The sequence below is a fragment of the Achromobacter sp. 01N37 genome, assembly GCF_056399725.1.
Map to the genome: position 1 here is coordinate 830,342 of NZ_JBFTRX010000005.1, position 12,619 is coordinate 842,960.

The window sequence follows — 12,619 nt, forward strand, 5'->3', positions numbered from 1 at the left end:
TTGGCCTCGCTCTCTTGCGCTTCACCCATCCTACGCCAGGGCCAGGCCCCATCAATACGACGGCGGCGGCAGCAGCGGCACCGGGCCGCGTTCCTTGCCGAAGACCGAGCGGTAAGCCAGGATGTTGAACACCAGCACCACCGGTATCCCCACGACCGCCCCGGCCAGCACCAAGCGCATCGAACCCAGCGCGCCCGCGCCATCCCAAAGCGTCATGTCGTCCAGGATCAGGTACGGGAACAGGCTGTATGCCAGGCCGCTCAGCATCAGCAGGAACAACGCCACGCACAGCACGAACGGCAGCCAGCTGAAGCGGTCGGCCTTGCCGGGCAGACGCGCCAGCAGCATTTCTGCCGCCACGTAGCCCGCCAGCATCAGCACCCAGACCGTGGCCGCCAGGCTCAGGTGGGCGATGTTGCTCCACTTGTAGAAGATGCCCGCATTGGCCAGGCCCAGCGTGACGGCGATCGACACCATGCCCACCGCTGTCCAGCGAATCGCGTGGCGCGCCCAGTTGGCGGCGCGGCGTTGAAGGTCGCCATCCACGCGCATGACAAGCCACGACGCGCCCAGCAACACATAGGCCGCCACGGCGCATAGCCCGACGAACATCGCGAACCAGCCGTAGCCGGCATCAGATTGATACCCGGTGGCGATGCGGCCCAGCAGCATGCCTTGGCCGAAAGCGGTGATGATCGAGCCTGCCCAGAACCCGAAGATCCAGCGCGGTTTGCTTTCATTGCGGGCGCGGATGCGGAATTCAAACGACACGCTGCGCAGCACCACGCCCAGCACCATGAAGGTCAGCGGCCCGTACAGCTTGCCCAGCACGGCGCCCCACGCAAAGGGAAAGGCCGACGCGAACAGCCCCATGCCCAGCAGCAGCCAGAACTCATTGGCGTCGCGCCAGGGGCTTAACAGAGACATCATGCGGCCGCGCTCGTGCTCGGGCGCCAATTGCAGCAGGATGCCCACGCCCAGGTCGAAGCCGTCGAGCACCATGCCGGCGGCAATCACCACGAACAGCAAGCCCATGAAGGCCAGCGGCATCCAGAAGGAAGGGTCTTCGGGGCTCAGCCCCTGCGATGCGGCAAGCATGGCGATCATGGCGTACCTCCGCCCAATTTGCGCACCGGCACGACGCCGTAGCGCGCGGCATGGAACAACATGCCCGCGAAGGCGGCCAGCAGCAAGGCATACAGCAGGCCATACCCCAGCAGCCCGTACAGCACGGTGCTGGACGGAATCTGCCCCAGCACCTCAGACTGCGTGATGGTGCCGTTCACGGCAAACGGTTGCAGCCCGATGATGGATACCCACCATCCCGCCACGACGGCAATGCCGCCCGAGAACATCATGGTGCACAGCACGCGCTGCCACCAGACAGGCAGCGTCGACGGGTCCAGCCCGCGGCGGAACGTCATCAGAAAGGTCACGCACGCCACCGCCAGCATCAACAGACCCAGCCCGACCGCCACCCGCAATGACCAGAAGGTCAGCGCAACCGGCGGCAGCATGCCGGAATACTTGTCCAGGCCCTGATAGGTGCCGTCCGCATTGCGGTGCAGCCACATGCCGCCTGCGTTGCGGATCGTCAGGTCAGACACGTTGGTATGGGCACGCGCATCGGGCCAGCCGAACAGCACCAGTTGCGGCTCCGAGCCACTTTCCCAATAGCCCGCGGCCGCAGCAGCCTTGGCAGGCTGCAACTTGGCCACCATCTGACCCGCGCCTGTTGCCACCGGCACCTGCAAGAACGCAGCCACCACCGCAATCACCAGCGCGGTCTTGAAGGTATTGCGTTCCCCATCACCCAGCGGGCGGCGCAGCGCCTGCAAGGCGGTGACGCCCATCATCAGGAACGCGGCGGCCAGCGCCGCGCCGACCACCACCACGGCCATGCGCCATCCCACCGACGGGTTCAGCACCACGGCCACCCAGTCATAGACCTGGTAGCGGCCATCGACAAGAATCGCGCCGTCGGGCGTTTGCATCCAGGATTGCAGGGCCAGCACCCAGAACACCGCCACCAGCTGGCCCACGGCCACCATCAGCACCGCCAGCGTGTGCGCGAAGTCGGACACGCGGCGCTGGCCGAACAGCATGACGCCCAGGAAACACGACTTCAAGATGAAGACGGACAGGATGCCGTAACCCAGCAAGGGGCCGGCGACGTTACCGATCTTGTCCATGAGGCCGGCCCACAGGCTGCCGATCTGAATCAGCACGGGCACGCTGGCCGCAAGGGTCAGCACGAAGGCCAGGGCGAAAATTCGCACCCAGAAGCGGTAAGCGGCGGTCCAGCCGCCGCGGCCCGACCACCGGGCGCGCACTTTGAAAAACAGCAGCACCCACGCAAGCGCCAGGGAAACGGCCAGGAAAAGCGCCAGAAAGCTCAGGCTGGCCACGAACTGCGCACGGGCCAGGGAAAGGGTGGATATATCCATAATGGGCCGTAGTGTAGAGCCAGTTACAAGACAATGGGGGCAGTTTGAAACCGCTTGAACCGGGTCTAAAAAGGCCCCTGAGGCGGAACGTGGCAAAATTGACGCTTTGTCGCCGCTTTTTCCTATTCTTTCAAGAATGACCTCCGCCACGACGCCGACCCCTGCTGCATCCAATTTCCTGCTTAACATCGTCCAGGACGACCTTGAAGCCAACCGCTTCCAGGGCAAACGCTGGGCGGGCAAGCCTGGCCCGGCCGCCGTGCAGGAACAGGGGCAGCTGGACGCCGCCCGTATCCGCACGCGCTTCCCGCCGGAGCCCAACGGCTACCTGCACATCGGTCACGCCAAGAGCATTTGCGTGAACTTCGGCCTGGCGCGCGATTTCGGCGGTGTCTGTCACCTGCGTTTTGACGACACCAACCCCGAGAAAGAAGACCAGGAATACGTCGACGCCATCATCGAAGCCGTGCACTGGCTGGGCTTTGACTGGAAGGCCGACAACGGCCAGGAAAACCTGTACTTCGCCAGCGATTACTTCGGCTATATGTACGAGTTCGCCGAAGCCCTGGTCGAAGCCGGCCACGCTTACGTCGATGAGCAAAGCCCCGAAGAAATCCGCGCCAACCGCGGCACGCTGACCGAACCCGGCACCGACTCGCCCTGGCGCAACCGCCCGGCCGCCGAGTCCATCACCCTGCTGCGTGAAATGCGCGACGGCAAGCATCCGGACGGCAGCCTGGTGCTGCGCGCGAAGATCAACATGGCCTCGCCGAACATCAACCTGCGCGACCCGGTCATGTACCGCGTGCGCCACGCGACCCACCACCGCACGGGCAACCAGTGGTGCATCTACCCGATGTACAGCTGGGCCCACCCGGTGGAAGACGCGCTGGAAGGCATCACGCACAGCGTCTGCACGCTGGAATTCGAAGATCAGCGCCCGTTCTACGACTGGATACTCACGCGCCTGGCAGAGCTCGGCAAGCTGGCCCAGCCGCTGCCGCACCAATATGAATTCGCCCGCCTGAACCTGAGCTACGTCGTCACCAGCAAGCGCAAACTGCTGCAACTGGTGCGCGAAGGCCATGTGGACGGCTGGGACGACCCCCGCATGCCGACCATCTTCGGCCTGCGCCGCCGCGGCTACACGCCGGCCTCGATCCGCCTGTTCTGCGACCGCACCGCCGTGTCCAAGTCCGACTCGCGTATCGACTACAGCCTGCTCGAACAAGCCGTGCGCGACGATCTCGACCCCATCGCCGCCCGCTCGGTGGCCGTGCTGGACCCGATCAAGCTCGTCATCACGAACTATCCGGAAGGCCAGTCCGAAACCTGCACGGCGCCGCGCAATCCGCATGACCCGGAAGCGGGCGTGCGCGAATTCCCGCTGTCGCGCGAGCTCTGGATTGAACGCGACGACTTCCGCGAAGAAGCACCGAAGAAGTATTTCCGCCTGTTCCCCGGCAACACCGTGCGCCTGAAGTACGGCTACGTCGTGCGCTGCACCGGCTTCACCAAGAACGAAGCCGGCGAAGTCGTCGAAGTGCAAGCTGAATACCTGCCGGAAACCAAAAGCGGCACGCCGGGTGCAGACAGCGTCAAGGTCAAGGGCAACATCACCTGGGTCAGCGCGGCCCACGCGGTGCCGGCCCAGATCCACCTGTACGACCGCCTGTTCGCCGATGCGCGTCCCGATGGCGGCGACAAGGACTTCCTGGCCTGCCTGAACCCGAACTCCAAGCAGACCGTCACCGCCTGGCTGGAACCGGGCACCGTCGCCACGCCGGGCGCCACCTGGCAGTTCGAACGCCTGGGCTACTTCACGGCCGACCTGAAGGAATCCACGGAAGCCGCGCCGGTGCTCAACCGCATCGTGACGCTGCGCGACTCGTGGGCGCAAGGCTGACCCGCCACGCGTGCGTAACACGGAAAAAGGCGCCTTCGGGCGCCTTTTTCTTTCGTCTTCCCCCCTGCGCACCCCACCCCGTAGCGGGTTATCATGCCCGACATCCCGCAGCCGGTTGCGCGCGCCGTTTTCCTGGCGTTGCGAACCGCCAGCCACAATCAAGATGAACACTGAATCTCTAGCCCTGGACTTCAAAAGCGCCACCCTGTATGCCATCCGGGTGGTTCTGCACAGCGCAGACCCCGAACGCCTTACCGCCGCGCTGGCCAAGCGCATGGCGGATGCCGGCAGCTTCTTCGAGAACGAACCCGTGGTCATCGACGCCAGCCGCGTCGACGAGAAGATCGATTGGACGGCGCTGGTCGCCGCGCTGCGCGCCCATAACCTGCCCCCGATCGGCGTGGTGGCCGAAGGCGCGAACCTGAAGGCCGCACGCGAGGCCGGCCTGACGCCGGTGGAACTGTCCACCCCCGCCGCCCGCCCCGCCCCCGTCGTGGACACCGCGCCGCCGAACGACGTGTCGACGCCCGTGCCCTCGGTGCCGGCCGCAGCCGTTGAAACCGCGCCCGCGCCCACCGACACGTCGGCCGCTGATGGCGCAGCAGCAGATACCGCAGCAACGCCGGCCAAGTCCGCATCGGCCGAACCGATGCCGGGTCGCGAAGCCAGCAGCACCACGTCCGCGCCCAGCCCCACGCAAGCCGCCCCGCATTCGGCGTCGGCGCTGGTCATCACCAAGCCCTTGCGTTCCGGCCAGCGCGTTTACGCGCGCCACACGGACCTTGTCGTGATCGGCATGGTGAGCCAGGGCGCCGAAGTTATCGCCGACGGCAACGTGCACGTGTACGGCCCGTTGCGCGGCAAGGCCATGGCTGGCGCGCGCGGCGACACGTCGGCGCGCATCTTCACAACGCATCTGGATGCCGAGCTGCTGGCCGTGGCTGGCGTGTACCGCGTGGTGGAAGACAAGCTCGACCGGACACTGCAAAATCAGCCGGCCTTGATTCGCCTGGACGGCGATACGTTACGCATCGAAGCGCTGAAACCGTAGATCGTTTTTGCGCGGCGCCACGAACGTCTCAACACATTCTGTAAGAAGCCTTACACGGGCTTTTTGCTTTACGATAACGCGATTTATTCGAACATAAGGGTTTGATCGTCATGACACGCATTGTTGTGGTGACTTCCGGCAAAGGCGGCGTGGGTAAAACCACGACGAGCGCCAGTTTTTCCGCGGGCCTCGCGATGCGGGGCCACAAGACCGCTGTCATCGACTTCGATGTCGGCCTGCGCAATCTCGACCTCATCATGGGCTGCGAGCGTCGCGTGGTGTACGACTTCGTCAATGTGATCCAGGGCGAAGCTACCCTCAACCAGGCACTGATCAAGGACAAGCAGCTTGAAAACCTGTTCATCCTGCCCGCCTCGCAAACGCGCGACAAAGACGCGCTGACGCAGGAAGGCGTGGAAAAGGTCATCAACGACCTGAAGGAAATGGGCTTCGAGTACATCGTCTGCGACTCGCCCGCCGGCATCGAAACGGGCGCGCTGATGGCCGCCTACTTCGCCGACGACGCACTCGTCGTCACGAACCCCGAAGTGTCGTCAGTGCGTGACTCTGACCGCATCCTGGGCATCCTGGCGGCCAAGTCCAAGCGCGCCGTTGACGGCGGCGATCCGGTCAAGGAATTCCTGCTGCTCACGCGCTACAACCCGAAGCGCGTGGTCGACGGCGAAATGCTGTCCTTGGGCGACATCGAAGACATCCTGCGCATCAAGCTGATCGGCGTCATCCCCGAATCGGAAGCGGTGCTGCAAGCGTCGAACCAAGGCCTGCCGGCCATCCACCTGAAAGACACGGACGTCTCCGAAGCCTACAAGGACGTCGTGGCCCGTTACCTTGGCGAAGACAAGGCCCTGCGCTTTACCGACTACGAAAAGCCCGGTCTTCTGAAACGCCTGTTCGGAGGCAAGTAAGCAATGTCCTTCCTGTCGTTTCTGCTTGGTCAAAAGAAATCGTCCGCGTCCGTTGCCAAAGAACGGTTGCAGATCATCCTGGCCCACGAGCGGGGCCGCGGCGACTCGCCCGACTACCTGCCGCAGTTGCAGCAGGAACTTATCGCCGTGATCTCAAAATACGTGAAGATCAACCCTGAAGACATCAAGGTTCACCTGGAACGCCAGGACACGCTGGAAGTGTTGGAAGTGAAGATCGAGATGCCGCAGAACGATACGTGATGCGGCGTGGCCGCGCCGGCCTCTGCTGGCGCGCGTCCACCACAACGGCCATAAAAAAACGCCCGGCAATGCCGGGCGTTTTGCATGGCGGGCAGACGCTTAGCGCTTGCCGACCTGATCGCCGATCACGCCACCGATCGCTGCTCCGCCAACCGTACCGAGCACGCCGCCGTTGGTGATCACGGCGCCTGCGACACCGCCCAATGCGGCCCCGCCCACCGTGCTCTTTTGACGATGGCTCATGCCGTCCCAGGACGAGCAGCCGGCCATTGCGGCGGTCATCGCCACGGCGATACAGATTTTGGAAAGAGATGCGATTTTCATGATGAGGCTCCTATTCTTATACCCAGGGGCCGCACCATGGACCTAACGCGAGCGCGCGATCCCCTTTTGGGTTTAGAAACTTCAGGATCTCAAAATATCGCGACAAGCGGTGTTAGGTTTGCCCAGGAATTGTGTCAAACAGCGAGAGAATCTTTGCGCGCCTCTGGGGGCAATGTTGCAGGCCCCATCGGCTATTTGACCAGACGTAACACATCACGAAAGCGCGGATGCTCGCAAGTCTCCATCCACTCAAATATGGCCATTTCCGATGTGACGATATCCGCACCACGCGCACGCGCACGGCGCAACGCGGCATGATGATCAGCAGGCTTGCGCGAGCCGGCGGCGTCAGACACCAACACCGCCTTGTAGCCCATGTCCGCCAAGCCGATCACGGTTTGCAGCACGCAGATATGCGCCTCGCAACCTGCCACCAGAATGGTCTTGCGCGCGGCGGGCAACCACGCTTCAAAGCCGGGTTCGCGCGCAGAAGAAAAATGCATCTTCTGAAACGTCGACTGCACAATGTCGCGCAGCGGGTCGACCGTGACGCCAAGCATCTTGCTGTGATGTTCGGTGGCGATCACCGGCACATCCAGCAGCCTCGCGGCTTGCGCAAGCTTGTGCGTGGAGTTCAGCACGGCCTCGTTGTCATGGATGACCGGCATCAGCCGGCCCTGCATATCAACGATGAGGAAAGTGGAATCGGAGGCGTGCAGCAGCATGGTCGAAGGCTCCAGGTTGAAGTTGTAGGATAACGCCATCCGCCTGCGCGGCAGCGGGCCCAACGCTGGCGAACAGCCACCCAGCCGAGCTAGCACCATCGCGGCGTGGCTTTGTGCCTGCCGCGGCGAATTGCGATCCGAATCGTAGAGCATCATTCCGAATATAGACCGCACAAAAAAATCCCGGCGCATCGGCCGGGATTTCTCAGACTGCTTTACCGCAAGGCTTACTTCAGAGCCTTGTAGCGCAGGCGCTTGGGTTTGGCGCCTTCTTCGCCCAGGCGGCGCTTCTTGTCGGCTTCGTACTCTTGGTAGTTGCCGTCGAAGAACACCACTTGCGAATCGCCTTCGAACGCCAGGATGTGCGTGGCGATACGGTCCAGGAACCAGCGATCGTGGCTGATGACCATGACGCTGCCGGGGAACTCCAGCAAGGCGTCTTCCAGCGCGCGCAGCGTCTCAACGTCGAGGTCGTTGGACGGTTCGTCAAGCAGCAGCACGTTGCCGCCCGCGATCAGCGTCTTGGCCATGTGCAGACGGCCGCGTTCACCGCCCGACAGTTGGCCCACCACCTTGTTCTGGTCGCCGCCCTTGAAGTTGAAGCGGCCCAGATAGGCGCGCGACGACATTTCGAACTTGCCCACGGTCAGGATGTCGGCGCCGTCGGCTACCGCATCAAACACCGTCTTCTTGTCTTCCAGCGCATCGCGCGACTGGTCCACATAGGCCAGCTTCACGGTCTGGCCGATGGTGACTTCGCCCGAATCCGGCTGTTCGCGGCCGGCGATCATGCGGAACAACGTGGACTTACCGGCGCCGTTCGCGCCGATGATGCCAACGATGGCGCCCGGCGGGATCTTGAAGCTGAGGTTGTCGATCAACAGGCGATCGCCATACGCCTTGCTGACGTTGTTGAATTCAATGACCTCGTTACCCAGACGCTCGCCCACCGGAATGAAGATTTCCTGGGTTTCGTTGCGCTTCTGGTATTCATAGGACGACAGTTCCTCAAAGCGGGCCAGACGCGCCTTGGCCTTGGCCTGACGGCCCTTCGGGTTCTGACGCACCCACTCCAGTTCTTTCTTGATCGTCTTCTGGCGGGCCGATTCCGAGGATTCTTCCTGCTTCAGGCGGTCTTCTTTTTGCTCGAGCCACGAGCTGTAGTTGCCCTTCCAGGGAATGCCGTAGCCGCGGTCCAGTTCCAGAATCCACTCAGCGGCGTTATCCAGGAAGTAGCGATCGTGGGTCACGCCAACGACGGTGCCGGGGAACTTGTGCAGGAATTGCTCCAGCCATTCCACGCTTTCGGCGTCCAAGTGGTTGGTGGGTTCGTCAAGCAGCAGCATGTCGGGCTTGGACAGCAGCAGGCGGCACAGGGCCACGCGGCGCTTTTCACCCCCCGACAGATTGCCGACGATGGCGTCCCAGGGCGGCAGACGCAGGGCGTCTGCGGCGATTTCCATCTGGTGCTCGATATCGTCCGAACCGCTGGAGGCGGCGGCGGCGATGATGGCTTCCAGATCGGCTTGTTCAGCGGCCAGCGCGTCGAAGTCGGCGTCGGGCTCGGCGTAAGCGGCGTAGACCTCGTCCAGGCGCTTCTTGGCGGTGACGACGGCGCCCAGGCCTTCTTCGACCGATTGGCGCACCGTGTGCTCGGGGTTCAGTTGCGGTTCCTGCGGCAGATAGCCGATGTTCAGGCCCGGCATGGGAATGGCTTCGCCTTCGATCTCTTTATCGACGCCAGCCATGATCTTCAGCAGCGTCGACTTGCCCGAGCCGTTCAGGCCCAGCACGCCGATCTTGGCGCCAGGAAAAAACGAAAGCGAGATATCACGCAAAATCTGCCGCTTGGGCGGCACGATCTTGCCGACGCGGTTCATGGTGTAGACGTATTGGGCCATGGGCTCGTATAGGGAAAGAAAGCTGATGAACCGTCGATTGTAGGCCGGAACCCTGACAGGCGTGCGTCAGGGACGGAACACTGCGGTCAACCGCCAGCTTTGCCCGTGCGCAACCCCAGGCGCGGCGTGCGCATCTGAGCCAGCATTACCCCCGCCAGCGCCAGCGCGCCCCCCACGATATGGAAGATATGCGGCTTTTCGTCCAGGAAGACGGCAGCGATCGCCACCGTGGCCACCGGCATCAGGTTCAAAAAGATACTGGCGCGGTTCGGGCCCAGGTGCTTCACCCCCTGCATCCACAGGAACGGCGCAAACAGCGACGGGAAAATTGCCGCATACAGCACCAGCGGCACGTTGTCGGCATTCAGCGGCGACGGCGCCGCCATCAGAAACGCGGGCAGCTGGAACAACACGCCAAACGCCACCTGCACATACAGCGACTGCCACGGCCCCACCGGCAAGCCCCAGCGGCGCAGCAGCACGCCATACAGCGCATAGGCCAGCGCGGCCATGCCCATCAGCAGATCACCCGGGTTCGCACCCACCGACAAGAGCCGCGCCGGATCGCCTTCGCCAATCAGCAACGCCAGCCCGGCCAGCGATACCAGGCCGCCCAGCATCGCCATCAGCGTCGGCCGCTGGCGCAGCACGACCGTCCCGACCGCGATGGTCAGCAGCGGAATCATCGCCGTGATGATGCCCATATTGGTCGCGGTGGTGGTGGACGCCGCCACATAGGCCAGGCCCTGGTACAGCGCCATCCCCAAACCGCCCAGCACCGCGAACTTGGGCAAGTACGGCACGATCAGCCGGCGCTGCGCCCACACGCCCGGCAGCGCAAACGGCGTCAGCATCACGCCAGCCAGCGCCCAGCGGTAAAAACCGATCACGGCAGGTGAAATCACGCCAGCGGCCATCTTGGTAACGATCATATTGACCGACCAGATCAGGGCCGCCAGCATCGGAAACAACAGATAGCGGGCGGGAATGGTGGGAGAGTCAGCGCGCGTCATGAATGCGTAATGCCAGATAGGAATAGGCCGCAAGTGTAGGGCGTGTCCGACATGCTGTATATAATGAAAAACAGACATTTCCGTACGAACTTCCGACATGGACTTCGCCGATTCCGCCCCGGTTCTGGCCGGCCACCTGCCCTATCCGCTGGCCTGCCGCATCCTGCATTTCACGCCCCATTCGCGCATGCAGCGCCACAGCTCGCCGTGGGCGGAACTGAACTTTGCGCTGTCGGGCATCATGGAAATCGGCATCAACGGCGTCACCTACCTGTCGCCGCCGCAGTACGCCATCTGGATACCGCCGCATGTGGAGCACTGCTGCCAGAACGAAGGCGAAGTGCACTACGCCTGCATCGATATCCCGGCCGAGGCCTGCGCAGGGCTACCCGATACGCCCTGCACCCTTGAGATCAGCCCCGTCATGCGCGCGATTCTGGCCGACTTCGAACGGCGCGGCATCCGCTACCCCGCCACCCCCGAAGACCGCCGGATGGCGCAGATCGTTATCGACCAAGCCCGCCAGGCCCGCGCCTACGCGAGCTATCTGCCATCCACCACAGAACCGGTGCTGGCCCCCATCCTGTCGGCGTTACAGCGCCGCCCCGGCGACAAACGCGGCGCCGCCTACTGGGCCGCCACCGCCAGCATCACCGAGCGCACCCTGCTGCGCCACTGCCAACAACATCTGGGTATGTCGTTCAACGACTGGCGCCAACGCCTGCGCGTCGTGTCCGCACTCGGCATGCTGGACGCCGGCCAACCCGTGCAAACCGTAGCGCGCGAACTGGGCTACAGCACACCCTCCGCCTTCATCGCCATGTTCCAGCGGCTGACCGGCGAATCCCCCGACAGCGTGCGCAAACGCAGCGTACCGGCCATGGCCTGAAAGGCCTTACCACTTCGTCATCCAAGCGTCCGATGCATTGCAACGCCGATCGCGCGACAATGTCGCCTGACCTTATGTATTTTGCCGTGCCGTCGCGGCTTCATCGCGCCCAGGAAATTTCATGTCCGCCTCTGCAACTCCCCCCACTTCCGTCACCCACTTCAGCGCATCCGAACTGGACATGCTGGCCAAAACGGCTGACGCCCTCAGCGCCTACCTGGGCAAACCGGTCCTGGCCGAAGTGGTGCTGGGCGACGAAGGCACCGAGTGGGTGACCTACGGCGTTCCGCTGGACGAAAACGCAAAAGTCGAAGAAGACCAGACCCACGTCCAACTGGGCGGCGCCGGCTCCCGCATCCTGGGCAACCGCGGCGGCCTGCCGCATTCTGACGACGACACCTACGACTGCCTTTACCTGTGGGCCGTACAGATTTCGCTGAACGAAGGCGAAAGATTCATCAAGCTGGACCACGACGGCGAAGAATCCGCGTGGTCAGACAGCTTGGAAGACGTCTTGCCCTTCGCGTTGACCGAGGAGCCGCAGCCGGTTCAGAACGACGAAGAGGAAGAAGAAGACGACGAGGACGATGAAGACGACGACACGCCGTATGAGCGCGTAGAAGAACCGCGCCGTTGAATTTGAAGTCATACCAAGTCGGCAATGATGGGTAAGCGCGATCCACAATCGCGCAATAGCGCAAGAGCGCAACAGCGCAACAGCGCAAGCCAATACGCGCGTCACCCATCCTACGAATGACTCAGCACCGTCCGCCGCAAGCGGCCATCAGCGGCCGTACCCCACAAGCCACCCCAATGCCAAAAAAGGCCGCCCGCGCGGCCGGCTTTGGCGGCCCAGCAAGACCTTCCCACTCAAAAAAAACGCGCAGCAAAAACGCCAAGCACACCATCCGCCCCAGGGCCGGTCAATTCATGCACAACGCGAGTCCGTCGCGGTGGGGGGCGGGGTGCGCGGGGAGTCGATGCGCCCGAGGGAATCTGAAGGCAGTTGCCGCAGGCAACAACGAAGATGACGAAGGGGCAGTCCGGAGCGAAGGCTCCGGACCGCAATCGTTGACCCGCGCACCCCGCCCCCCACCGCGACGGACGCCACAAGAACAACGATCACCCTAAGCGCAACGATCGCCAAAAGAACAACAACCGCCCCAGCACCAACAC

At 63.4% G+C, this 12,619-nt stretch carries 12 protein-coding genes; 6 read left to right on the plus strand and 6 right to left on the minus strand.

All coding sequences use genetic code 11. The annotated features are described in order from the left end of the window. Positions 1-51: 51 nt before the first annotated feature. Positions 52-1,107 carry a cytochrome d ubiquinol oxidase subunit II gene (locus AC1DSJ_RS15315; protein WP_054424583.1) on the minus strand — a complete coding sequence of 352 codons (1,056 nt, stop codon included), beginning with the start codon at positions 1,105-1,107 and terminating at the stop codon, positions 52-54. Next, on the minus strand, positions 1,104-2,447 hold the full coding sequence (locus AC1DSJ_RS15320) for a cytochrome ubiquinol oxidase subunit I (RefSeq protein ID WP_054424584.1): 1,344 nt from the start codon (positions 2,445-2,447) through the stop codon (positions 1,104-1,106). The genes AC1DSJ_RS15315 and AC1DSJ_RS15320 overlap by 4 nt, the downstream gene beginning before the upstream one ends. Before the next feature lie 136 nt (positions 2,448-2,583). On the opposite strand from AC1DSJ_RS15320, the gene AC1DSJ_RS15325 reads away from it, so the two are divergent. From AC1DSJ_RS15325 to minE, 4 genes are all read left to right on the plus strand, one after another. Beyond that, positions 2,584-4,353: a glutamine--tRNA ligase/YqeY domain fusion protein gene (locus tag AC1DSJ_RS15325; RefSeq protein ID WP_175170807.1), complete on the plus strand. Its 1,770-nt coding sequence runs from the start codon at positions 2,584-2,586 to the stop codon at positions 4,351-4,353. A 163-nt stretch (positions 4,354-4,516) separates the two neighbouring features. Then, positions 4,517-5,404, plus strand: coding sequence for a septum site-determining protein MinC (minC, locus tag AC1DSJ_RS15330; protein WP_054424589.1), 888 nt, complete (start codon positions 4,517-4,519; stop codon positions 5,402-5,404). Positions 5,405-5,514: 110 nt separating this feature from the next. Further along, positions 5,515-6,330 (plus strand): septum site-determining protein MinD, encoded by an 816-nt coding sequence (gene minD, locus AC1DSJ_RS15335; protein WP_054424590.1) that lies wholly within the window; start codon positions 5,515-5,517, stop codon positions 6,328-6,330. Between the two features lie 3 nt (positions 6,331-6,333). Beyond that, positions 6,334-6,591 (plus strand): cell division topological specificity factor MinE, encoded by a 258-nt coding sequence (gene minE / locus AC1DSJ_RS15340; protein ID WP_054424591.1) that lies wholly within the window; start codon positions 6,334-6,336, stop codon positions 6,589-6,591. Between the two features lie 99 nt (positions 6,592-6,690). On the opposite strand, the gene AC1DSJ_RS15345 is transcribed toward minE, so the two are convergent. The 4 genes from AC1DSJ_RS15345 to AC1DSJ_RS15360 form a co-directional block, all read right to left on the minus strand. Next, positions 6,691-6,915: a glycine zipper 2TM domain-containing protein gene (locus AC1DSJ_RS15345; protein WP_054424593.1), complete on the minus strand. Its 225-nt coding sequence runs from the start codon at positions 6,913-6,915 to the stop codon at positions 6,691-6,693. 191 nt (positions 6,916-7,106) lie between these two features. Then, positions 7,107-7,640 carry an isochorismatase family protein gene (locus tag AC1DSJ_RS15350; RefSeq protein WP_441370550.1) on the minus strand — a complete coding sequence of 178 codons (534 nt, stop codon included), beginning with the start codon at positions 7,638-7,640 and terminating at the stop codon, positions 7,107-7,109. A gap of 227 nt (positions 7,641-7,867) precedes the next feature. Further along, positions 7,868-9,541, minus strand: a complete 1,674-nt coding sequence (ettA, locus tag AC1DSJ_RS15355; RefSeq protein WP_006217650.1) for an energy-dependent translational throttle protein EttA — start codon at positions 9,539-9,541, stop codon at positions 7,868-7,870. Positions 9,542-9,627: 86 nt separating this feature from the next. Beyond that, positions 9,628-10,554, minus strand: a complete 927-nt coding sequence (locus AC1DSJ_RS15360) for a DMT family transporter (RefSeq protein WP_156336661.1) — start codon at positions 10,552-10,554, stop codon at positions 9,628-9,630. Positions 10,555-10,651: 97 nt separating this feature from the next. On the opposite strand from AC1DSJ_RS15360, the gene AC1DSJ_RS15365 reads away from it, so the two are divergent. Next, complete coding sequence (locus tag AC1DSJ_RS15365; protein WP_054424599.1) at positions 10,652-11,443, plus strand: AraC family transcriptional regulator; 792 nt, start codon at positions 10,652-10,654, stop codon at positions 11,441-11,443. A gap of 121 nt (positions 11,444-11,564) precedes the next feature. Beyond that, entirely contained in the window at positions 11,565-12,080 is a 516-nt protein-coding gene (locus tag AC1DSJ_RS15370; protein ID WP_441370549.1) for a hypothetical protein, read from the plus strand. Positions 12,081-12,619: the final 539 nt, after the last annotated feature.

What these genes read in the sequence shown, in the direction of transcription:
- AC1DSJ_RS15325 (WP_175170807.1), top strand. Translation starts at nt 2,584, where the DNA reads ATGACCTCCGCCACGACGCCGACCCCTGCTGCATCCAATTTCCTGCTT.
- AC1DSJ_RS15315 (WP_054424583.1), bottom strand. Translation starts at nt 1,107, where the DNA reads ATGATCGCCATGCTTGCCGCATCGCAGGGGCTGAGCCCCGAAGACCCT.
- AC1DSJ_RS15365 (WP_054424599.1), top strand. Translation starts at nt 10,652, where the DNA reads ATGGACTTCGCCGATTCCGCCCCGGTTCTGGCCGGCCACCTGCCCTAT.
- AC1DSJ_RS15350 (WP_441370550.1), bottom strand. Translation starts at nt 7,640, where the DNA reads ATGCTGCTGCACGCCTCCGATTCCACTTTCCTCATCGTTGATATGCAG.
- minD (WP_054424590.1), top strand. Translation starts at nt 5,515, where the DNA reads ATGACACGCATTGTTGTGGTGACTTCCGGCAAAGGCGGCGTGGGTAAA.
- AC1DSJ_RS15360 (WP_156336661.1), bottom strand. Translation starts at nt 10,554, where the DNA reads ATGACGCGCGCTGACTCTCCCACCATTCCCGCCCGCTATCTGTTGTTT.
- AC1DSJ_RS15320 (WP_054424584.1), bottom strand. Translation starts at nt 2,447, where the DNA reads ATGGATATATCCACCCTTTCCCTGGCCCGTGCGCAGTTCGTGGCCAGC.
- AC1DSJ_RS15370 (WP_441370549.1), top strand. Translation starts at nt 11,565, where the DNA reads ATGTCCGCCTCTGCAACTCCCCCCACTTCCGTCACCCACTTCAGCGCA.
- minC (WP_054424589.1), top strand. Translation starts at nt 4,517, where the DNA reads ATGAACACTGAATCTCTAGCCCTGGACTTCAAAAGCGCCACCCTGTAT.
- ettA (WP_006217650.1), bottom strand. Translation starts at nt 9,541, where the DNA reads ATGGCCCAATACGTCTACACCATGAACCGCGTCGGCAAGATCGTGCCG.
- AC1DSJ_RS15345 (WP_054424593.1), bottom strand. Translation starts at nt 6,915, where the DNA reads ATGAAAATCGCATCTCTTTCCAAAATCTGTATCGCCGTGGCGATGACC.
- minE (WP_054424591.1), top strand. Translation starts at nt 6,334, where the DNA reads ATGTCCTTCCTGTCGTTTCTGCTTGGTCAAAAGAAATCGTCCGCGTCC.